The organism is Martinezella calliandrae (genome assembly GCF_030272695.1).
GTDB classification, from domain to species: domain Bacteria; phylum Pseudomonadota; class Alphaproteobacteria; order Rhizobiales; family Rhizobiaceae; genus Rhizobium; species Rhizobium calliandrae.
This window is the reverse complement of record NZ_JARFYN010000086.1, coordinates 1-21,012: the sequence shown is the minus strand read 5'-3', so window position 1 is coordinate 21,012 and position 21,012 is coordinate 1. Positions and strand designations below refer to the sequence as shown.

Sequence of the window (21,012 nt, the reverse complement as noted above, 5' to 3'; positions counted from 1 at the left end):
GGATCAGATAACGCGCACGATCTACTCGCATTTCTGGCAGTTGCGACCGATGACATGCCGATTACGGTGCAAGCAATCGCACGCGGCGCAAATGCACGGTGATCATTTTGGAGGTGTTCGAGAGAATGACGCGCACGACGATGGTTTCATTAACTGGATTCATGTTATTTAATAACATTGCGATAATGCGCAGAAGACGAACAGATTTTCGCCTTCTGCCTACCACCTCGGGACTGCAGCAGCCGCGACAAGCTTGCATTGCCTGCAACATGGAATGGCTGGCCAACACCAGCTGACATATTCTGTTTCCACCTGGCCAAGTCACCGCCGGGTGGAAAGAAGGTCAAATCAGGGCGGAATCCAACAAGCCACGGGCAGTGGTGACAAGTTCACCACTGCCACAAATTAAGTCACTCAACCGGCTTGATCGAGGCGACGATTGCCTTAACTTCAGCATCGTGCTTGTCTTCTTCTCCCTTGTCTCCCCAGTACGTCACAACGAGAGCGTTGTCAGCGCTTAGCTGTGCGATGAGCAAACCGACGCTAATTGGACCGTTTTCATCCTTACCATCCCACTCCAAAGTGGCCATCTGCATACCGTTGACGTCGGTAGCGGGCGTTTCCTTTTGAGTTGAGGTGTCGATCGTTACTTTGTTTTTTGCGAGAAAGTCGATCGCACCGGTAACAACTTTCTCGATGGACTTGCCGCTGGCGACCTCGGCTGAAAGATAGACCGCGGAATCGGCCGAGGTTCCCTGGACGCCGCCGTCGATTTCCTCCGGCTTCCAGCTATCTGGAATGGTGATACTTGCGACGGGCTCGTCGCTAGGAAATGTCAAAGTCGCGGCGTGCGCCGTGAGAGGAGACGTTAAAGCAAGCAAAGCCAATGCGATAATTTTCTTCATGATAGAATCCTTAGCGCTTAAAGCCGATATGCAGGACGGAAAGAAGCTTCTAAATACAACATATTAATATCGTGACCCACTTGGCGAACAAATTGGCAAACCTTCATACTCGATAGATGAGCAAGGATAGTTAGGTCGTGGAAGTTAGATTCCATACTAAATTCATCCCAATCCCCATTTCGCGATAATCCACAGGTGGAAAATAGCAAAGAATTTCATAGGCTTATCCGCCAATGACCGGGTCAACGTCGGGCGGAAGCGACCAGCACAATCTCGACCTCAGCCGTCGGCGCAGACGCAATCATGGAAATCCTCGAGGTAACCTTCGCAGTTGCGCCGAATCTGTTGGGTTGCGCGAGATTTTGGTCCTGATTTCCATTTTGCGCCGACGGTGGACCGGGCTGCTGAGTTGTTGGGGCTCAGCCACAGCCAGGTCCACCGGCTCTGCAAGCCTATGACCAGGACGGAGCCGATGGTCTGACGTCGAAGAAACGCGGTCGTCCGAGCAACCGGCGCCATAGCGAGGATTTCCGCAATTGGCTCTTGACCTGGTGCGTGCACATGGCCGCGCCGGATGGAGACCGGTGCGGGACGCGGTTTCCTTGCCTTGAAGGACTGGCAAAGAGCTAGGCAGCGTTCGCCGCAACAGGCTTCCCGAATCTGCCGATGTTCGCGTCGCCCCATGCCTTCAATGCGACAAGGATAGGCTCGAGGCTGCGGCCCAGTGGCGAGATCGTGTATTCGACCTTCGGTGGAACCTGCGCGTAGATCTTGCGCACGATGAGGCCGTCGTCCTCGAGCTCGCGCAACTGGTTTGTCAACGTGCGCTGCGTGATACCTGTCACCTGCCTGCGGATCTCGTTGAACCGCATGGTTCCTCCCAGAAGATGGAAGAGGATGACGCATTTCCACTTGCCATCGATCAGGCTGATCGCCGCCTCGACCGAGCAGCCCGGATTGCAGTCGAAGCGGGAATGACGAGCCTTGGCCATGAGAGTATCCTTTTGATCCTTAGATGCACTTCGCATGTAGTTCGTCGAATTGTAGTTATTGCAGGTTTCTGATCGCATGCAAGATGCCAGATGCGTATTCCGCGACCTGCGGCGGCAGCGGAAAGACGATCACTAGCGCAAGCAATCTATTGAATTTACGTTGTAAAGACGAGAAGTCGCCGCTTCCTGCAATCAGCTTCGCGGTATCCAGAAGGATACTATTGGCAAGCGTTGTGCGTATCTACACAGGACGCCCGTACGGCTACATGGAGGTGACTTGTTTGACGATCCCACCAACTGGCGGGACCGCTCAAGCCACCAGGAAAAGCTACCTAAAGGAATTCCCAAATGTCGGAAAACAGCTTCATCTCCCGTTCGATCACTCGCGAAGCCGCCGCAAGGCTCGTCGCAGAAACCATCGCCGCATCGGAGCGCGTCGGCTTTGAACCAGTCGTCGCCATCGTTGACGCCGCAGGAAACCTCAAGGCTTTCGAGCGTAGCGACCGCAGCTCGTACCTCGCCGTCAACATCGCCATCGACAAGGCCTATACGGCAGCCTCCTTCGGCCTCTCGACCGCGCAGTGGGTCGACCTGCTTGAAGACCGAGGCGCGTCGAACCTTCGCCACGTCCCGCGTGTGATGGCGGCGGCCGGCGGCTTCCCGATCATGGACGATGGCATGATCATCGGCGGCCTGGGCATCTCCGGCGGAAGTTGGGCGCAGGACCAGGAAGCTGGCGAAGAAGCACTTCGCAACTTCGCCAAGTGAAAGCAGTTCAAGGAGCACAGAACATGAAAGCAGTCGGATATAAGACCCCGTCGCCCATCGACGAGGCGGATTCCCTCGTAGACATCGAGATCGCCAAGCCGGTCCCTGAAGGCCACGACATCCTGGTCGAGATAAAGGCGGTTTCGGTAAACCCCGTCGACTACAAAATCCGTCGCAGCACGCCCCCGGCGCAGGGCATGGACTGGAAGGTTGTCGGATGGGACGCTGCGGGCGTCGTCGCCGCCGTCGGCCCCGATGTCACCAGGTTCGCTCCGGGAGACGAGGTCTGGTACGCGGGTTCGGTCCTTCGGCCGGGCACCAACGCAGAGTTCCATCTCGTCGACGAGCGCATCGTCGGCCGCAAGCCATCAAAGCTGGACTGGTCCGAGGCCGCCGCTTTGCCGCTGACCACACTGACAGCCTGGGAAGCTCTCTTCGACCGGATGAATGTGAAGAAGCCGGTGTCGGGTGCTGCGAACGCCATTCTGATCATTGGCGGTGCCGGTGGCGTCGGCTCGATCGCCATCCAGATTGCCCGACAGTTCACCGACCTGACCGTCATCGCCACAGCGTCGCGTGCAGAGACGCGCGAGTTCGTGACGAAGATGGGCGCCCACCACGTCGTCGACCATTCGAAGCCCTTGGCACACCAGATCGCGGATCTGGACATCGGCGCGCCTGCCTTTGTGTTTTCAACCACCCAGACGGAGAAGCATGTGGTGGAGATCGCAGAGTTGATAGCGCCGCAGGGCCGCTTCGCGCTGATCGACGACCCGAAGAGCTTCGACATCATGCTGTTCAAGCGCAAGGCAGTGTCGATCCATCATGAGCTGATGTTCATGAAGAAGGCGCATGCTCAGCTCGAGAGCGGCTCGACCATCGGCAAGGTCGTCCTCGAAGGGTTCTGACAATCGAGGGCAGCTTTTCGCGGCCGCCCTTCAATACTCCCTCTCGAAAAGGAGACAGCATGCCTTCCTCGCATTGTTTCTCATCGCAACTTCGAGGTTCTGACTCGAAGTTGTCTGGACGGGTTCCCAACGCCTCCCCTTGGCATCGGTGGCGAGAAACTTCAGATCCCGGCCCTCGAAGCTAGCCTTGACCGTGGCGGAATAGGCGGCAAGTTCAGCCGGTTCTTCCGTTTCTTCCCTGGTGAATACGACGTATGCACTACGGTGAACTCGACGTGCTCGAGAGTCCGCCCATCGAGGGTGCGGTCATTCTCGAATTTCCGGATGTCGAAGCCGCGCGTGGCTGGTATCGCAGCGACGCCTGTCGATCGGCTGCGAGGCGGAGCCCGGTATTTCGACCCGCGAGCCAGCAGGTTTTGAAGCAGGCTCGGGTTCAACTTCCGCCAAAGACGTCCACGAACGCCGATGTAGCGGGTGTCTGGCGTCTCTTCGGGAGGGGCCTCTATTTCTCAAATGAACTGCCAACTAGAAAAGAAACGGCCGCATTCTCACGTTTAAGTGCCAAACGACACGACCATGCTATGAAGTTCCGCAACGAAGAAGGTGGCAAAGACTGCACAGTCGCCATGACCTACGAACAGTGCGCGGCGCTGGCGTCGGACGGCACGTCGATCGGCCGGGGGTAAGGCTCCGACGAAGAAGAGAGCAGAGGAGCAGTCGATCCAGGGCTGCGATGGCAACAGCTGCAAGAAAAACGGTGCCGAGCACATCCGGCACCGTTTCTGGCGTGAGTTTCCATTCGTTCGAATGCTCTAATTGTGCTCTGGGCGTATCAGGCGGCGATCGCGTCCTCGCCAAAACGGTTCGAGCCCGTGGTGCCCTTTAAAAGCAGGACCTCCACAAGATACCAGGCGCTCCCGATCAAGGGAACGAACTGGATTAAGAAGAACCAGCCAGACTTGTTACGGTCATGTAATCGCTTGACGGCGACGGCAAGACCCGACCAAACGCTGAAGACGACATAGGCAAGGCCAAGGACGATATAGGGAATGGCTGCGGCCCCTTCAACGTGGTACGTGCCATCCTCGCTGATGGAGCCGGGAATCACAGACCAAAGGAGCGTGAAAACAAGGCCAACAACGGCAGCGGCGATAATGTGAATAAGTACCGCGAGCCACATCTTCTTGCGGTTGATTCGGCCCTGGAATGTAAAAAGAAGTCTTTTCATGATATCACTCGATTGCAATAGTTTCAAACTACTGACACTTGCTCTGTAATTGTCAACAAATTGATAACATTGTTACTCGATGCAGAAAACACTTCTGGTTTGAGTTTATCCAGACCAGATTTGTCAAATTTATTTTAGATAAGCGTGGAAGAGAAGACACCGACCTCGCTCCCATTTACATCATTAATACTACTCTTTAAAATCTTGTCTGGTTCATCAAACCTAAAATACTGCTAAATCCGCAGGAGGTCGGCCGTGCGATCCTGCAGCAAGTTGATCATCGTCCCTGCGATGGTATCGGACATCGCTCTGATTGTCCCGACCACTCCATTCCCGGGAGAGACCAATGCCTGTCGAGTTTCACGACGCTTTAACCCGGATTTTCATTTGAGGGCGATCCACTGGGTCACGGGGAACCAATTGATGAATCTTTGCCGGTAGCGAGGCGGTGGAGAGACATGGGCGACGATCGCCACGATTCTGCAGACGGCAAAAATGAACAACGTCGATCTGCTTGCTTGGCTATCTCAAACGCTCACCCGCATCGCAAATCGCTGGCCAGCCGCTGATATTGAGCTGCTCATGCCATCGAACTTCAAACCAGACGCCGTCGGCTAACCGCTTACCGCGTAATTCAACAAAACGCGGATAAAAATCCGCCTCTTTGTCTCCGCGCCATCGCCATGTTTCCACTTGAAGTTCTGGAACGGCCGATCTGATATAATGGGAATAAAAGAGGTGGTCTCTGTGTCGACAATGACCCCTAAACGGGAGAACTCGGGTCGCCTGACCGTGGCGATTGGCCGGGCGGCGAGCTTTCTGAGGATGCGATAGTTTCCCCTCTCTTGAAGCTTCCGCACCATGTCTTCGTCGGACAGCGCACGAGGTGGAGGGCGCCGTCGCGGGGAAACATGTGCGCTCGTATCTTCTACGGAAGGAAGCGGCGCCTTCGAAAACATATCGAGCTGCGAATCCATCCGCGCCGACAAGATTGCCGGGTAAACAAGCAGCGCCACCGAATCTTCCCAACGTACTGGCCCACGTAGTAGCTGGGGCAAAATCGGTGAAAATCAGCGCACTCGCTACCATTCTCCTTGTATTTTGCACAATCCAGCCGCCAACTGCGATTGCATAAAGCCGTCTGTGAAGACCAATATCGAATGGATTGAGAGCTTCTACCCGGATTGCAGGAGTGACCGCAGGATATGTTAAATGTTTTCCCTACGCCGCATGAGGGCGAAAAGGTGCAGCCGAACGCATTTGCGCCAGGGGTCTTGTGGATTGATCTCCTCAGTCCCAGTAGTGTCGAAATAAAGGATGTGGAAAACCGTCTTGGTGCACCGCTCCCTTCCCTCGGAGCGCTCAGTGAGATTGAATCGTCGAGCCGCTTGAGAAATCGGAAGGGCGTTCTCTACATGAGCATGCCCTCGGCTGCAAAGCACCCAGCCGGGACTGAGACTACCCCTCCGATCGGTTTCATCCTGTCAACGGATCGATTGGTTACTGTCAGGTTTATGCCTCTGCCGGCCTTTGAAGCTGTCGCCGCCAAATTCGCAGGTGAGAGCGCTCCCCAATCCAGCCTCGGGGTGTTTACCTCGCTTTGCGAGGAGATCGTTGATCGAGTCGCAGATGGGCTGGAGCACCTTGCGGCCGAATTAAATGGACTGTCTGTCGATGTCTTTCATGCGGACGACTCCCGCGGCCGCCAAGCTGCTCGTGCCAATCGACTCCTGCGGATACAATTGCGTCAGGTCGGTCGCCTGGGGGACCGGCTTTCAGAAGTTCGGGACAGTCTACAGGCCCTGGGGCGCATCGTCGCCTATACCGAACTACATGCCAACGATTGGTCTGCAGGACAGCTTGAACCGCGTTTGGCAATCCTGGGCCGCGATATTCATTCCCTGATTGATTATGAAGAGCAACTTTCCAACAAGGTCCAGTTTGTCCTGGACGCTCTCGTCGGATTGATTGGCATTGCTCAAAACGACATCTTCAAGGTTCTCACCATCGTGTCGATTGTCGGAATTCCTCCAACCCTTCTGGCCGGAGTCTACGGCATGAACTTCAAGAACATGCCGGAATATGACTGGGCCTGGGGCTATCAATATGGCTGGGCGGTGATCCTACTCAGCGCCATCATTCCTCTGGCCTGGTTCAAAGTGAAGGGCTGGTTTTGACGGTTACGGACGAGATCGTCGAGCGATTTCAGGGCAATACCCGCAGCCAAGGCCGCGCTCGCTTCGCCGGACGCGGCAAGGCCCAGCCCCGTAGGCGAGGCGACCAGATCAAGGGTGGTTCGGTGACAGGTTCGAGCGAATCCATGGCGTACAGCAAAGCGGCCGTGCGGTTTATGCCAGTACTGTACGCCAAAACCGCACGGCCTGAATCTTGCCTTATCGGACGTATTTGACAGCAGCAAACGTTCAGGGTAGAAATCCATAAAAAGGTAGAATAATGGAGTCTCTCGTGTCCCTCAACATCAAAAACCCGGCCACCGTCGCGCTCGCCGACGAGCTCGCCCGCCGCCAAAACATCAGCAAGACTGCTGCCATTCATCAGGCATTGAGCGAGCGTCTGCATCGCCTGGGGTACGGCAATGTTGCTGAGGAGCGTTTGCTCGACGACCTCCGGGCCATCCGCGAACGACTGGGCCGCCTGCCCGAACTCGACAACCGCAGCGATGAAGAGATCATCGGCTATGACGAGCATGGAATTCCGAACTGATGGTCATCGATACCTCCGCGATCGTCGCCATCCTGCGCAACGAACCCGAAGCGCTGCGACTGGAAAGGGCGCTGGTTGCCGATCCAATCCGGTTGATCCCGGCAAGCTGCGTGCTCGAGGCCCGCATGGTGCTGGTCAGCCGCCGCGGTGAGCACGCACTGGCTGAAATCGATCTGTGGCTCCATAAAATCGCGGCGGACATCATTCCCGTCGACGCCGATCTGGTTGATCTGGCAACGCAGGCCTGGCTGACCTACGGCAAGGGCCGCCATCCGGCGGCATTGAATTTCGCCGATTGTCTCTCCTACGGGCTGGCCAAGCGTGCGGACGAACCGCTGCTGTTTATCGGCGGCGATTTTGCCCAGACCGATATCAAGGCAGCGTGATAAGCGGCGGCACGGATCTCGACGACGACCTCGCGGCTCGCGTTCCCTCGCCTGCCGCGGCGGTGCCTTCGGCACCGGCGCCCTGTCTGCCGACGCATCTGGGGGACCTCACCGACCGCGCCCGCACCTACGTCGCGGCCGCCAGCTCCGCGAACACGCGAAAAGCCTACGCCGCCAATTGGAAACATTTTTCCGCCTAATGCCGCCGATCCAATCTGTCGCCCCCCGCGGATCCGCAGGTCGTTGGCCTATATCACCGCCTGTGCCAGTGGCACCGCTACACATGGCGGAAGCCCGAGCAGCGTCTCCACCATTGAGCGGCGGCTGGCGGCGAACAGCTGGAACTGCGCGCAACGTGGCATGGCACTCAACCGCAAGGATCGCGCCATCGCCACCGTTCTGGCCGGCAATCAGGCCGCCGCGCTCATTGGCGGGCGCGCCTTAATGGTCAATGCCATCGACGAGGAGGCCGCTGAATTCTGGCGGCGACGAGGCTTCACCGTCTCCAAGGACGACTCGTTGGTCCTATTCCGCTCGATTGCCGATATCGCTGCGTCGCTTACGGCAGCCAACGAATAAGAGTCACTCTGGAATATTGCACCTATCTGCCAGAAATCGAGCTATATACGAGGTTTCAACGATCACGCGGTTTGTGCGGACCGATTTTCTCAATTGACACACTGATGACGTCGCCGGCCGTCATGAAAATAGGCGGGTTGCGCTTGAAGCCGACGCCGGCAGGCGTGCCCATCGCGATTATGTCGCCGGCCTCGAGATCGATGAATTCGCTCAGGTGTTCGATGATCGTGGGCACGTCAAAGAACATTTCAGATGTGTTGGCGTCCTGCATCACCGTGTCGGTCAGCCAGGTTTGGATGCGCAATGCATGTGGGTCGGGAATCTCGTCAGCCGTTACGATAGCTAGCAATGCCAATCAGTCCGAGATCCGGGATCGCAGCGGAAATCCTGAAGCGGCTACCTGGCGACAACGTGCCTCTTGACGGAATGTTATCGATAACATAGCTTCTTCTCACCTGAACTTTGGGAGGAGCAGGATGGACGACGGAAAGCTGCTCGAATTTCGCGACATCACCAAAGAGTTTGGTGGAACGCGCGCGTTGTCGGATGTTTCGCTGGATCTGAAACCGGGAGAAATTCTGGCACTTCTTGGTGAGAACGGCGCGGGAAAGTCGACCCTCATCAAGACGCTGGCAGGCATCTACAAGCCGGATGGCGGACAGATCCTGTTTCGCGGCAAGCCATACTATCACCGTCCGCCGCGGCCAAATCAACGTCAGCCGATCGCTTTTATCCACCAGGATCTCGGACTGATCGAGTGGATGACGGTCGGTGAAAATGTCGGTCTCGCGCAGGGCTACTCGCTGCGCGGCCGGCTGATCGACTGGCGGGCAACCGGACGCCGCACGGCGGAAGCCCTGAAGCTTGTAGGCTGCGATTTCGATCCGTCGACGCGGATCCAGGAGCTGACCCGTACCGAAAAGTCCCTCGTCGCGATAGCGCGCGCTCTGGCCGTCGAGGCGGACGTTCTTGTTCTCGACGAGCCGACGGCGAGCTTGCCTGCCGATGAAGTCGAGAAACTGTTTGCCGCCATCCGCCCACTCAAGGAGCGTGGTGTTGCAATGATCTATGTCTCGCACCGGCTGGATGAGATCTTCAGGATCGCCGATCGCGTCGCTGTGCTGCGCGACGGCCAACTGGTCGGGCAAAAACCGGTATCCGACACCTCACCGGATGAGCTGATCCGAATGATCGTCGGACGCAAGGCCGATCAGCTCTTCGTCAAGGCCGAACGAACCGCCGGTCCCGCCATCGTCTCGGTCAAAGGCCTTACCTGCCGCGGCGCCGGACCGGTGTCCTTCGACATCCGGCAAGGAGAGCTCCTTGGTCTTGTCGGACTTAGAGGCGCCGGGCAGGAATTGATCGGGCGCGCGCTCTTTGGCTGCGAGCCCTCCAGCGGGACAGTCCTGTTGAACGGTAAGAGCCCCGATCTTTCCAGCCCGGTCGCAGCCATGGCTTCGGGTATCGGCCTGATTGCCAGGGATCGAACCGAAGAATCCGTCGCCATGTCCCTCAGCCTGAGGGAAAACACTTTCCTCAATCCGGGTGCATCTGGGCGGAGCATGATGTCATTCCTGCCGCCGCAGCGCGAGGCTGAAATGGCCTATTCGCTCGGCAGCCGCGTTGGCCTCAGACCCAATGATCAGAACCTTGCGATCGAAGCCCTGTCCGGAGGCAATCAGCAAAAGGTGGTCGTGGGTCGGTGGCTTGCGACGGGCCGGAAGCTGTTGATCGCCGAAGACCCGACAGCCGGCGTGGATGTCGGCGCCAAGGCAGACATCTACAAACTGATCGCCGAGGCGGTGGAGGATGGGCTGGCCGTGCTGGTCGTCTCCACGGACTTCGAAGAAATCGCTCATATCTGCCATCGCGCTCTGGTGTTCTCACGTGGCCAAATCGTCCGGGAACTGAGCGGCGCCGACTTAACAACACCGGCGGTCATCGCCGCAGCATCCGCATCCGAAGCGGCCTGAATCAGGGAGGAACCTCATGCAATCGATCGAATCCAATGCGCTCGAACCTACCAGCGCCGAGCTTGCGGGAATGAGCTTTGGCCAGAAAATCCAGCGCCTCCTGCCGGTTTATGGTCTCGTAATTCTCACTGCCTTTCTGATCCTGCTGTTTTCCATTCTGCTGCCACAGACCTTTCCGACGCTGCTCAATCTGCGTTCGATTATCTCGGACAAGACGATCATCGCCATTCTGTCGCTGGCCGCAATGATCCCGATGGCGGCCGGACGCATCGATCTGACGATCGGTTACGGCATCGTGCTCTGGCATGTCCTGGCGATTAGCTTGCAGACGATGTTCGGCCTGCCCTGGCCGGTGGCCGTGCTGATCGTAATCCTGCTCGGCGCCCTGACGGGCTTCCTGAACGGGCTGCTGGTTGAAATCGCCAAGATCGACAGCTTCATCGCGACGCTCGGCACCGGCACCGTGCTCTATGCCATCGCTTTGTGGCACACCGGCGGACGGCAGGTGGTCGGCATGCTTCCGCAGGGCTTTTATGCACTCAATGGGACGATGGTCTTCGGGCTTCCGATCACTGGGATCTACGTGCTCGGCCTCGCCTTCATCATGTGGATCGTTCTCGAGTATCTGCCGATCGGCCGTTATATCTATGCGATCGGCGCCAATCCGAAGGCGGCCGCCTTGAACGGCATCCCCGTCCGCCGCTTCGTTATCGGCGCCTTCGTAACGTCGGGAACGCTCGCTGCCATCGCAGGCGTGCTGCTCGCTTCCAAGCTGCGCATTGGCCAAGCCAGCGTCGGGTTGGAATATCTCCTGCCGGCGCTCGTCGGCGCTTTCCTCGGATCCACAACCATCAAACCCGGCCGCGTCAATGTCTGGGGCACCATGATCGGCGTCATTATTCTGGCCGTCGGCATTGCTGGCATCCAGCAGTTCGGGGGTTCGTTCTATGTAGAGCCGCTGTTCAACGGCGTGACCCTGCTCGTCGCCATCGGGATCGCCGGCTACGCGCAGCGTCGCCGAAGCCATGCCGGACGGATGGCTCCGGCACAAAAACCGCAGCTATCGGCTAAGGCGACCGATAACTGAAGATCATCTTGACTTAGCTTTAGATCTAAATGGGAGGAGACGAAATGAAACGCAGATTTTTCCTGCAAGCGACGACCGGTTTGTTGGTGTTATGCGCCAGCCAGGCCTACGCCGATCCGATGGTGGATGCGAAAGCCGTTGTCGAGAAATATGCGACACCGGTCACCAAATGGGACGGCCCGACGACAGGCCCGAAGGCACAGGTTGGCAAGACCATTGTGGTATTGGCAGGCGACCTTAAGAATGGCGGCATTCTCGGCGTCAGCAACGGCGTCGAAGAAGCAGCAAAGGCGATCGGCTGGCAGGTCAAGGTTCTCGATGGCGCGGGCTCCATCGGCGGACGCACGGCCGCCTTCGGCCAGGCCATAGCGCTGCAGCCGGCCGGTATCATCATCGATGGCTTCGATGCCATCGAGCAGGCTCCGGCCCTCGAACAGGCAAGGGCCGCCAAGATCCCGCTGGTCGCCTGGCATGCCGGGCCGGTCATCGGTCCCGATGACAAGAACGGCCTCTTTGCCAATGTCAGCACCGATGCGATGGAAGTCTCGAAAGCGGCTGCCGACTGGGCCTTTGTCGACGCCAAGGGCAAGCCGGGCGTCATCATCTTCACGGACTCCACCTATGCGATCGCCATCGCCAAGGCGGACAAGATGAAGCAGGAGATCGAACGACTTGGCGGCAAGGTGCTCGAATATGTCGATACCCCGATCGCCGAGACATCGCAGCGCATGCCGCAGCTAACCACCTCGCTCCTGCAGAAATACGGTGATAGCTGGACCCATTCACTTGCGATCAACGACCTCTATTTCGATTTCATGGGTCCGTCGCTTGCCTCCGCTGGCAAGAGCGGCACCGATGCGCCGATCAACGTCGCCGCTGGCGACGGCTCGCAATCGGCTTATGAACGCATCCGCGCCGGTCAATTCCAGAAGGTCACGGTTGCCGAACCGCTCAATCTCCAGGGCTGGCAACTGGTCGATGAACTCAACCGTGCTTTCGCCGGCGAAAAATGGTCCGGCTATCTCTCGCCGTTGCATGTGGTGACGGCCGACAATATCCAGTCCGATGGCGGCCCGAAGAACACGTTTGATCCGGATAACGGCTATAAGGATCAATATAAGAAGATCTGGGGTAAATGATCCCTTCTTAACGTCGAGAAGAGCGCGGCCCTCGGGTCGCGCTCAGCCTGCCGACAAGCCCCGGCGCGACAGCGGAAACAACGTGTCTGCATACGGCAAGAGTTTCGAACCCTTTGATGATATCAGCCTTCGATGAAAATGAGCGCCGGTGTTTCGAGCAGTGTGCGGACGCGCTGCACGAAGGTCGCCGCATCGAAGCCGTCGACGATGCGATGATCGAAGCTGGATGAGAGATTCATCATCTTGCGCGGCACGAACTGCGCACCGTCCCAGACCGGCCGTGTGGCGATCTTGTTGACGCCGATGATCGCCACTTCCGGGTGATTGATAATAGGCGTGGAGACGATCCCGCCGAGCGCCCCGAGCGAGCTGATGGTGATCGTCGAACCGGAAAGCTCTTCACGCGTAGCAGCGCCGGATCGCGCTGCCTCCGCCAGCCGATTCATCTCAGCGGCGCAATCCCAGATGCCGCGTACTTCCGCATGCCGCACGACAGGCACGGTCAAACCAACCGGCGTCTGTGTTGCGATGCCCACATGGACCGCGCCATAGCGCGTGATGATGCCGGCTTCGTCGTCAAAGGTGGCATTGAGATTGGGCTGCTCGGAAATTGCCCTCACCACCGCCTGTACCAGGAAAGGCAGAACCGTCAGTTTCGGATGATCCGCCTTGCGCTCAGCGTTCATGATGGCGCGCAACTCCTCAAGCGAGGTCATGTCCACCTCCTCCACATAGGTAATGTGAGGAATGCGCGAGGCGGAAAGTGTCATTTTCTCGGCGATCCGGCGGCGCAGGCCGGTGAGTTTAATCTCTTCGTTCGCAGCTTTCGTGGCAAAGCCGCCCCTTGATATTGTGGGAGCGGCTCCGAGGTTCAAAAATTGCTCGATATCCTCCCGCAGGATTCGTCCGGCTGGCCCAGTCCCTTGCACTTGTGCGAGGTCGACGCCGCTTTCCTTGGCGAAAAGCCGCACCGGGGGAGCGGCAAGCGGCTTTTCGGCTTGCGGTGTCACAGGATCCGGCGTTGTTGGAGCAGGCTTTGGGCTCTCCGCCTTCGTCACTTCGATAGTCGCCTCTGGAATCTCCTCAGACCGAGCTCTGCCGGTATCTCCGGCCATATCGATACGCACCAGCGCCGCCTTAACCGCGATACGCTCTCCGACCCCGCCGGCAAGCCAGGTGACTATACCGTTGACGGGAGACGGGATTTCTACGGTGGCTTTGTCTGTCATGACGGCGGCGATCACCATGTCCTCGCGAACAGGATCTCCTACCTTCACGTACCACTCCACGAGCTCGGCCTCGGCAAGTCCCTCCCCCACATCAGGCATCTCGATGACAAATTCGCTCATGGCTCAGGCCCCCATGACTTCGGCAAGCGCCTGTGCGAGACGGCCAGGGCTTGGGAAGTAATCCCATTCCTGCGCGTGCGGATAAGGCGTGTCCCAACCGGCAACGCGCACGATTGGCGCCTCCAGATGGTAAAAGCAATTTTCCTGCACCAGCGCCACGACCTCGGCCCCAAAGCCCGAAGTCAGTGTTGCTTCATGCACGACGACACAGCGTCCGGTCTTCCGGACCGAATTGGTGATCGTGTCCAGATCAAGCGGCAGCAGACTCCTGAGATCGATCACTTCGGCATCGATACCGGCATCCTCGGCGGCGGCGAGCGCCACATGCACCATCGTACCATAGGCGACGACGGTCACCGCCGAGCCCGCGCGCCGGATCTCGGCCTTGCCGATCGGGATCGTGAAATGGCCCTCAGGCACCTCTCCGAGATCATGTTTAGACCAAGGCGTCACCGGCCTCTCGTGACGGCCGTCGAAGGGGCCGTTATAGAGCCGCTTCGGCTCCAAGAACATTACCGGATCCGGATCTTCGATCGCAGCAATCAGCAGGCCTTTGGCGTCATAGGGATTGGATGGCACGATCACCTTCAGCCCACAGACATGGGTGAAAAGCGCCTCCGGGCTCTGGCTGTGCGTCTGGCCGCCAAAGATGCCGCCGCCTGTCGGCATGCGCACAACGATTGGACAGGTAAAATCCCCGTTGGAACGGTAGCGGATGCGGGCCGCCTCCTGCGTTAGCTGGTCATAGGCCGGGTACATGTAATCGGCGAACTGGATCTCGACACAGGGCTTCAAGCCATAGGCGGCCATGCCGATTGCCGTGCCAACGATGCCCGATTCGCTTATCGGCGTATCGAAACAGCGCGTCTTGCCGTATTTTGCCTGAAGTCCCTGCGTGCATCGGAAAACGCCACCGAAATAACCCACATCCTCACCAAAAACGACGACATTGTCGTCCTGCGCCATCGAGACGTCCATGGCGCTACGCACCGCCTCGATCATCGTCATCCTGGCCATTCTCAGTACCCTGCCTTCTGGCGCTGGCGCCGGATGTGCGGCGGCATCTCGGCATAGACGCCCTCGAAAATGTCTCGGACCGAAGGCTTGCCGCCGGCATGCAAGGTGCCATGCTGCTCTGCCTGGCGTTGGGCCTCGATCACCTCGTCCATGATTTCAGCTTCCGCTTGCACATGCCGCTCTTCAGACCATGTGCCCCTGACGATCAGATGTTTCTTCAACCTCAGCACGGGATCGCCAAGTGGCCAGGCTTCCGATTCCGTCTTCGGACGATAGGCATTCGGATCGTCCGAGGTCGAATGCGCCCCGACACGATACGTCACATATTCGATCAGCGTCGGTCCGAGATTGCGCCGCGCACGCTCAGCTGCCCAGCAGGCAACGGCATGGACGGCGAGATAGTCGTTTCCATCGACTCTCAGCGCGGGAATGCCGAAGCCGAGGCCGCGGGCTGCGAATGTGCCGGAGCCGCCGCGCGCTATGCCCTGAAAGGTGGAGATCGCCCACTGATTGTTGACGATGTTGAGAATGACAGGCGCCTTATAGGTCGAAGCGAAGACGAGCGCTGAATGGAAATCCGATTCCGCCGTCGAGCCATCGCCGATCCAGCCCGCGGCAATGCGGCTGTCATTCTTGATTGCCGAGGCCATAGCCCAGCCCACGGCCTGCACATACTGAGTGGCGAGGTTGCCGGAGATGGTAAAGAATCCGTGCGCCTTGGAGGAATACATGATCGGTAGCTGCCGCCCGTGCAGGGGATCGCTCTCGTTAGAGTAGATCTGGTTCATCATCTCGACCATCGGGTAATCGTCGGCAATCAGAAGACCTGCCTGACGATAGGTTGGAAAATTCATGTCTCCCTTCTTGAGCGCCTTGCGGAAAGCACAACTGACAGCTTCTTCGCCGAGATGCTGCATGTAGAAGGACGTCTTGCCCTGCCGTTGAGCCATTAGCATGCGGGCGTCGAATGCGCGCAGCTTCATCATGTTGCGAAGGCCGATCAGCAACTCCTCATCGGAGAGCGTGCCAGCCCAGGGACCGACCGCCTCGCCCTCGCGATTGAGCACGCGGATGATGGAATAGGCAAGATCACGGATCTCCTCGGATGCGACATCTATTTCCGGCCGCGGCACGGAACCGGCTTTGGCGATCTTGACGTTGGAAAAGTCTGGCTGGCCGCCCGGGCGGACGGCGGGTTCGGGGACATGCAGAGCCAATTGAGAAGAATCCACCATGTCTAGTCTTTCCTCCTGCGCCGGCCTTGCTCCTCTCCTCTAGAAGCGGGGGCCGCATTTGGTTCTCACAGATTGCGGGCGATCACCATGCGCTGCACGTCGCTCGTTCCTTCATAGATCTGACAGATGCGCACATCGCGATAGATGCGCTCGACCGGGTAATCGGCCATGTAGCCATAGCCGCCATGTATCTGGATGGCGTCGGAGCAGACGCGCTCCGCCATTTCCGAGGCAAAGAGCTTCGCCATCGAGGCTTCCGACAGGCAGGGCAGCCCGGCTTCCCTTAAGGAGGCAGCGTGAAAAACGAGTTGCCGGGCCGCCTCGATCCGCACCTTCATGTCGGCAAGGCGGAATGCGACGGCCTGATGCTCAATAATCGCCTTGCCGAAGGCCGTGCGCTCGCGAGCATAGTCACGCGCCGCCTCAAAGGCCGCACGCGCCATGCCGATGGCCTGAGCCGCAATGCCGATCCGGCCGCCCTCGAGATTGGCGAGTGCTATGCGGTAGCCTTCGCCTTCCGCGCCGAGCCTCAATTCTATGGGAATCTGCATACCGTTGAAGGCGATCTGGCAGGTATCGGAGGAATGCAGCCCAAGCTTTTCCTCTACGCGGATCACCTCATAGCCTGAGACGTCCGTCGGAACGATAAAGGCAGTGATGCCCTTTTTGCCGGCGTCAGGGTCGGTAACGGCAAAGACGATGATGACATGGCCGTTCTTGCCCGAAGTGATGAATTGCTTGGCCCCATCAAGTACGTAGTGATCGCCATCGCGCCTTGCCCGGGTCTTCAGGTTCGAGGCATCAGAGCCAGCCTGTGGCTCGGTGAGCGCAAAGCCGCCAATCCATTCGCCGCTCGCCAGTTTCGGCAGGAAGCGCTGTCGTTGCTCCTCGGTACCGAACTTCAAGATCGGAACGCAGCCGACCGAGCTATGCACGCTCATGATCGTGGAGCACGGGCCGTCACCTGCGGCAATCTCCTCAAGTGCCATGGCATAGGCGACGACACCCGTATCCGACCCGCCATAGGCTTCCGGTACCAGCATGCCGAGCAAACCCAGTTCGCCCATCTCCTTCAGTTCTTCGCGCGGGAAGAGATGCTCCCGATCACGCTTGGCTGCGCCTGGCGCCAGGCGTTCGCGGGCAAAGTCGCGGGCAAGATCGCGTATCTGCTGCTGGAGTTCGGAAAAGATCATCTGTTCCTTCCCTTTCCGCTCGCGCTGCTTGTTTGCGACAGCGGTCGCCTCTGTAGCCGAGGCGGGTCTCATCAAGGAGATAGGGCGCTTTCGTCGTGCTTTCCATGCCCCCACAACGACAACCGAGGCGAACATTTCGTTGACCTTGGTGGCTCACGTAGATTGCCAAGAGTTCCGGAATCGTCCGGCGGGAGGGAGCAGTTCTTCCCAAAACGAATTGGGATTGCCTGCAATTCAACGGTTCCGCAATACCTTCAGGCGTTGCTCTTTTTCGGCGAGCCTATCAGTAAGAATTTATCGGCTGCTGTTGCGTACAATCAGTTCGGGTGAGATCCTCACGTCGTCGACGCCCTCGTTGCCATCAAGAATATCGAGGATCAACCGTGCGGTCCTTTCGCCGATTTCCCGTGCGAAGGCATTGATCGTGGTCAGAGTGGGTACGCAAACTTCGCCGATCTCGTAATTGCCGAACCCGCCAATCGCAAAACGTTCCGGGACAGGGACGCCCAAACGACGACACTCCGTCAGCGCGCCATAGGCCGCAAGGTCCGACACGCAGATGACCGCCTCAGTATCCGGATAGGTTTCGATCAATTTCGCCATCGCGTTGGCGCCTTCGCGCATCGAAATGGGCGGCAGGCCGGCGGCGATCAGGCGCGATGCATCAAGCCCATGCGCTTGCATGGCGGCAGCGAAGCCGATCCGTCGCTCGCTACCACGCGTATCGCGCCCGACATCACCGCCGATGAAAGCAATGCGGCGATAGCCGACACGGACGAAGTGGTCCACCATGTCACGAACGGCGCCGGCGTTGGAAAATCCGACATAATGGTTGATCGGCTCGGCGGGAATATCCCAGGTCTCGATCACGGGGATATTGATCGTTTCCAGCAGACGTCGCCCGCGGTCCGTATGCTTGCCGCCGGTCACGACAATCGCCTGCGGCTTGCGGCGCAAGAGCTGCTCAATGAGCCGCTCCTCCTCCTGCGTGTTGTAGTTCGTATACCCCAACAGGATCTGCATGTCGCGCGCAGCCAGCGTATCGGAAAGCCCGCCGACGGTATCGGCGAAATTGGCGTTGTTGATCGAAGGAATCGTAACCGCGACGAAGCCGGACTTCTGTGAGCGCAGGTTGGAGGCCGTGCTGTCGAAAACGTAACCGAGATCCTCGGCAGCCTGGAGGATGGCCTCTCTTCTCTCTTTACTGATCAGACTGTCGGCCTTGAATGCACGCGACACCGTCATCGGGGAAACCCCCGTCACGCGGGCAACGTCTGCCATGGTCGGCGGTTTGCGATTTTTGCTCATCTATAGCCCGTGTTATCGTTACCATAAGAGTAATATGCCTTTACTTCGGATGGCAAGAGGAACCCTTCGCCAACCCGAAATGAAAATGCGGAGCCTTTCGGCTCCGCACCCAACATAGTCAGCAAAGAATGAGTTCAGAGCACGAATTCGTGGGCGACCGTGACATGGTGATGAATACGTCCTTCAAAGAACCGGGACAGGACCGCTTCCGTCGCCGCACGGGCTTCGGCACGAACAGGGCTCGCGAGCGCGGCTTCCACTGCAGCCATATCCGGATAGTTGACGGCGAGAATCATCGGATATTCCGGAGCCCCCTCGTCCCGCACTTCGGCGAAGGTCACGCGCACATCAAGAGCACCGGGAAATTGCTTCCATTTCGGCAGGATGGTCTCCATCACCGCGTCGCGAAATGCGGACGCCTCGCCGTCCTTAACCTTGCCTTCGAATAATGCGTATCGGGTAATCATTCGGCGATCTCCTTGTTCGGCCCCTTGAAAAATTCCATCAATGCGGCCTGGTCCTCGCCGCCGAGGCCGGCTGCCGTCAGCATCCGGTGCACTTCAGCGCAGACGGCCGTCAGCGGCATGGCGGTGTTGGTGCGCCGGGCGAGGTCCTGCGCACCGTTCAGATCCTTGACCATGTTGTCGATGCGGCCCGTCCGGCGGTAGTCCTTGGCGACGTAACGCGGCATGTATTCCTGGAGAACAGCGCTGTCGGCTCGTCCCCCTTTCAGCGCCTGCGGGATCTTGGCGGCATCAACGCCGGCATCGAGCGCCAGCTGGGTTGCCTCCGCAACAGCAAGAAAGTTCAGCGCGCAGAGCACCTGGTTGATCAGTTTCGTCGTCTGGCCGGCACCGGGCGGGCCCATGTGGGTGTAATTCGAGGCGACGTGTCGAAGCACCTCATACGCATCCCTGACATCCTCATCGCGGCCACCAGCCATCAGCGTCAATTGCCCGATCTGCGCCTTTGGCGCACCGCCGGAGAGCGGGCTATCCACCCAACGCAGGCCTTTTTCCTGAGCGTCCGCGGCCAGCTCCTTGGTCGCATCGGGATCAATGGAGGACATATCGATGATCAGCGTTCCGGGCTTGGCGCCCTCGGCGACGCCGCCGGGACCGAATACCGCAGCACGCACGATCCGCGGCGAGTTCAAGCTGAGAATGACATAGTCCGATACGGCAGCGGCAAGTGCCGCGCTTTCTGCAGCGCTGGCTCCCTTGGCCGTCAGCGCGGCCACCTTTTCGCCGTCGAGATCAAAGACGGTCAGATGATTCCCCGTCTCAACTAGACGCGCACCGATGGCTCCGCCCATCGCACCCGCGCCGATCAGCGCAACTTTGCTGCTCATAGCTCTTCCTCCTCCAACGCGGCGATAATAGCCGCTATGACCGCATCAAACGGTTGATCGATATCGACGGTGATTGCTTGCTCACCCGGCCCAGGCGCCTCAAGTGCAGCGAACTGGCTTTCGAGCAACGCCGCCGGCATGAAATGTCCTTTTCGCGCTTGCAGGCGAGCCGCAATCACTTCCTTTTTGCCAACAAGATGAATGAAGCGCACAGGCCCGTCGACGGCTGCGCGGATCCTGTCGCGGTAAGTCTGCTTCAGCGCTGAACATCCAATCAGCACCGTTTCCTCTGCTTGCGCAAGACACTCGCCGACGCCGTTCAGCCAGGGCCATCGATCCGCGTCGGTGAGCGGCAGGCCCGCTCTCATCTTGGCGACGTTCGCCGCCGGATGAAGATCGTCGCCATCGATGTAAATGCCCGACAGACGATAAGCGAGCGCCGCACCAACAGACGATTTGCCGCAACCGGAAACCCCCATGATGACGAACTGTCGCGGCCGCACGGCCTCAGAGTGACGCTGTGATGCCGCCGTCGACATAAAGCACGTGCCCGTTGACAAAAGAGGATGCATCGGAGGCAAGGAAGATGCAGGCGCCGACCAGTTCTTCGACCCGTCCCCAGCGACCGGCCGGCGTGCGCTTCTGAAGCCATGCCGAGAAATCGGCATCGGCGACCAATGCCGCGTTCAATGGCGTGTCGAAGTAGCCGGGCGCGATGGCATTGCATTGCAATCCGTATTTCGCCCAATCCGTCGCCATGCCCTTGGTGAGATTGCCGACTGCGCCTTTGGTTGCCGTATAGGGTGCGATCGAGGGCCGCGCCAGCGCAGTCTGGACGCTGGCAATATTGATGATCTTGCCGGCGCCACG

22 protein-coding genes and 4 pseudogenes are annotated in these 21,012 nt (G+C 58.7%); 12 read left to right on the top strand and 14 right to left on the bottom strand.

Translation table 11 applies throughout. The annotated features are described in order from the left end of the window. Window positions 1-410 precede the first annotated feature (410 nt). Window positions 411-905 (bottom strand): histidine kinase, encoded by a 495-nt coding sequence (locus PY650_RS34065; RefSeq protein WP_285884411.1) that lies wholly within the window; start codon window positions 903-905, stop codon window positions 411-413. A 388-nt stretch (window positions 906-1,293) separates the two neighbouring features. On the opposite strand from PY650_RS34065, the pseudogene PY650_RS34060 reads away from it, so the two are divergent. Further along, a pseudogene (locus PY650_RS34060) lies at window positions 1,294-1,442 on the top strand (helix-turn-helix domain-containing protein); the annotation flags it as partial. An 89-nt stretch (window positions 1,443-1,531) separates the two neighbouring features. Here the strand turns inward: PY650_RS34060 and PY650_RS34055 are convergent. After that, complete coding sequence (locus PY650_RS34055; RefSeq protein ID WP_285884410.1) at window positions 1,532-1,897, bottom strand: winged helix-turn-helix transcriptional regulator; 366 nt, start codon at window positions 1,895-1,897, stop codon at window positions 1,532-1,534. Window positions 1,898-2,245: 348 nt separating this feature from the next. Between PY650_RS34055 and PY650_RS34050 the strand changes: the two genes are divergently transcribed. From PY650_RS34050 to PY650_RS34040, 3 genes are all read left to right on the top strand, one after another. After that, the gene (locus PY650_RS34050; protein ID WP_285884409.1) at window positions 2,246-2,665 is read left to right on the top strand and encodes a GlcG/HbpS family heme-binding protein; all 420 of its coding nucleotides are present in this window, start codon (window positions 2,246-2,248) and stop codon (window positions 2,663-2,665) included. A 23-nt stretch (window positions 2,666-2,688) separates the two neighbouring features. Further along, on the top strand, window positions 2,689-3,573 hold the full coding sequence (locus PY650_RS34045; RefSeq protein ID WP_285884408.1) for a zinc-binding alcohol dehydrogenase family protein: 885 nt from the start codon (window positions 2,689-2,691) through the stop codon (window positions 3,571-3,573). 254 nt (window positions 3,574-3,827) lie between these two features. Next, the gene (locus tag PY650_RS34040) at window positions 3,828-4,259 is read left to right on the top strand and encodes a DUF1330 domain-containing protein (protein WP_285884407.1); all 432 of its coding nucleotides are present in this window, start codon (window positions 3,828-3,830) and stop codon (window positions 4,257-4,259) included. A gap of 146 nt (window positions 4,260-4,405) precedes the next feature. Here the strand turns inward: PY650_RS34040 and PY650_RS34035 are convergent, their stop codons facing one another. After that, window positions 4,406-4,801, bottom strand: coding sequence for a DUF805 domain-containing protein (locus PY650_RS34035; protein ID WP_285884406.1), 396 nt, complete (start codon window positions 4,799-4,801; stop codon window positions 4,406-4,408). Between the two features lie 444 nt (window positions 4,802-5,245). Here PY650_RS34035 and PY650_RS34030 point away from each other — a divergent pair. Beyond that, window positions 5,246-5,419 (top strand): annotated as a pseudogene (locus PY650_RS34030) (transposase domain-containing protein); the annotation flags it as partial. Window positions 5,420-5,538: 119 nt separating this feature from the next. Here PY650_RS34030 and PY650_RS34025 read toward each other — a convergent pair. Beyond that, window positions 5,539-5,790: pseudogene (locus PY650_RS34025) on the bottom strand (3'-5' exonuclease); the annotation flags it as partial. Between the two features lie 216 nt (window positions 5,791-6,006). On the opposite strand from PY650_RS34025, the gene PY650_RS34020 reads away from it, so the two are divergent. The 4 genes and pseudogenes from PY650_RS34020 to PY650_RS34005 all read left to right on the top strand — a co-directional run. Beyond that, window positions 6,007-6,978 (top strand): magnesium transporter CorA family protein, encoded by a 972-nt coding sequence (locus PY650_RS34020; protein ID WP_285884405.1) that lies wholly within the window; start codon window positions 6,007-6,009, stop codon window positions 6,976-6,978. A 289-nt stretch (window positions 6,979-7,267) separates the two neighbouring features. Continuing rightward, on the top strand, window positions 7,268-7,525 hold the full coding sequence (locus tag PY650_RS34015; protein ID WP_285884404.1) for a type II toxin-antitoxin system VapB family antitoxin: 258 nt from the start codon (window positions 7,268-7,270) through the stop codon (window positions 7,523-7,525). After that, the gene (locus tag PY650_RS34010) at window positions 7,525-7,911 is read left to right on the top strand and encodes a type II toxin-antitoxin system VapC family toxin (RefSeq protein WP_285884403.1); all 387 of its coding nucleotides are present in this window, start codon (window positions 7,525-7,527) and stop codon (window positions 7,909-7,911) included. Before PY650_RS34015 ends, PY650_RS34010 begins: the two co-directional genes overlap by 1 nt. Window positions 7,912-7,973: 62 nt before the next feature. Continuing rightward, window positions 7,974-8,319: pseudogene (locus PY650_RS34005) on the top strand (integrase); the annotation flags it as partial. 226 nt (window positions 8,320-8,545) lie between these two features. Here the strand turns inward: PY650_RS34005 and PY650_RS34000 are convergent. After that, a complete protein-coding gene (locus PY650_RS34000; RefSeq protein WP_285884402.1) occupies window positions 8,546-8,845 on the bottom strand; it encodes a fumarylacetoacetate hydrolase family protein in 300 nt (99 codons plus the stop codon). Between the two features lie 121 nt (window positions 8,846-8,966). On the opposite strand from PY650_RS34000, the gene PY650_RS33995 reads away from it, so the two are divergent. From PY650_RS33995 to PY650_RS33985, 3 genes are read left to right on the top strand one after another with little or no spacing between them, the layout of a single operon-like run. Beyond that, window positions 8,967-10,463, top strand: coding sequence for a sugar ABC transporter ATP-binding protein (locus tag PY650_RS33995; protein ID WP_285884400.1), 1,497 nt, complete (start codon window positions 8,967-8,969; stop codon window positions 10,461-10,463). Window positions 10,464-10,479: 16 nt separating this feature from the next. Continuing rightward, window positions 10,480-11,550, top strand: a complete 1,071-nt coding sequence (locus PY650_RS33990; protein WP_285884399.1) for an ABC transporter permease — start codon at window positions 10,480-10,482, stop codon at window positions 11,548-11,550. A 44-nt stretch (window positions 11,551-11,594) separates the two neighbouring features. Continuing rightward, entirely contained in the window at window positions 11,595-12,689 is a 1,095-nt protein-coding gene (locus tag PY650_RS33985; protein ID WP_285884398.1) for an ABC transporter substrate-binding protein, read from the top strand. 122 nt (window positions 12,690-12,811) lie between these two features. Here the strand turns inward: PY650_RS33985 and PY650_RS33980 are convergent, their stop codons facing one another. From PY650_RS33980 to PY650_RS33940, 9 genes are all read right to left on the bottom strand, one after another. Continuing rightward, window positions 12,812-14,038: a dihydrolipoamide acetyltransferase family protein gene (locus PY650_RS33980; protein ID WP_285884397.1), complete on the bottom strand. Its 1,227-nt coding sequence runs from the start codon at window positions 14,036-14,038 to the stop codon at window positions 12,812-12,814. A gap of 3 nt (window positions 14,039-14,041) precedes the next feature. After that, window positions 14,042-15,055 carry an alpha-ketoacid dehydrogenase subunit beta gene (locus tag PY650_RS33975; protein ID WP_285884396.1) on the bottom strand — a complete coding sequence of 338 codons (1,014 nt, stop codon included), beginning with the start codon at window positions 15,053-15,055 and terminating at the stop codon, window positions 14,042-14,044. A gap of 2 nt (window positions 15,056-15,057) precedes the next feature. Further along, entirely contained in the window at window positions 15,058-16,290 is a 1,233-nt protein-coding gene (locus tag PY650_RS33970) for a thiamine pyrophosphate-dependent enzyme (RefSeq protein WP_285884395.1), read from the bottom strand. Between the two features lie 65 nt (window positions 16,291-16,355). Continuing rightward, on the bottom strand, window positions 16,356-17,483 hold the full coding sequence (locus PY650_RS33965) for an acyl-CoA dehydrogenase family protein (protein WP_285884394.1): 1,128 nt from the start codon (window positions 17,481-17,483) through the stop codon (window positions 16,356-16,358). A gap of 294 nt (window positions 17,484-17,777) precedes the next feature. Beyond that, a complete protein-coding gene (locus tag PY650_RS33960; protein WP_285884393.1) occupies window positions 17,778-18,791 on the bottom strand; it encodes a LacI family DNA-binding transcriptional regulator in 1,014 nt (337 codons plus the stop codon). Window positions 18,792-18,925: 134 nt separating this feature from the next. Next, complete coding sequence (locus PY650_RS33955) at window positions 18,926-19,258, bottom strand: hypothetical protein (RefSeq protein WP_285884392.1); 333 nt, start codon at window positions 19,256-19,258, stop codon at window positions 18,926-18,928. Continuing rightward, window positions 19,255-20,142 carry an NAD(P)-dependent oxidoreductase gene (locus tag PY650_RS33950; RefSeq protein WP_285884391.1) on the bottom strand — a complete coding sequence of 296 codons (888 nt, stop codon included), beginning with the start codon at window positions 20,140-20,142 and terminating at the stop codon, window positions 19,255-19,257. The genes PY650_RS33955 and PY650_RS33950 overlap by 4 nt, the downstream gene beginning before the upstream one ends. Beyond that, the gene (locus tag PY650_RS33945; RefSeq protein ID WP_285884390.1) at window positions 20,139-20,681 is read right to left on the bottom strand and encodes a gluconokinase; all 543 of its coding nucleotides are present in this window, start codon (window positions 20,679-20,681) and stop codon (window positions 20,139-20,141) included. The genes PY650_RS33950 and PY650_RS33945 overlap by 4 nt, the downstream gene beginning before the upstream one ends. Further along, the coding region (locus PY650_RS33940; protein ID WP_285884389.1) for an SDR family oxidoreductase at window positions 20,650-21,012 on the bottom strand (363 nt) is incomplete at its 5' end. The genes PY650_RS33945 and PY650_RS33940, both read right to left, overlap by 32 nt.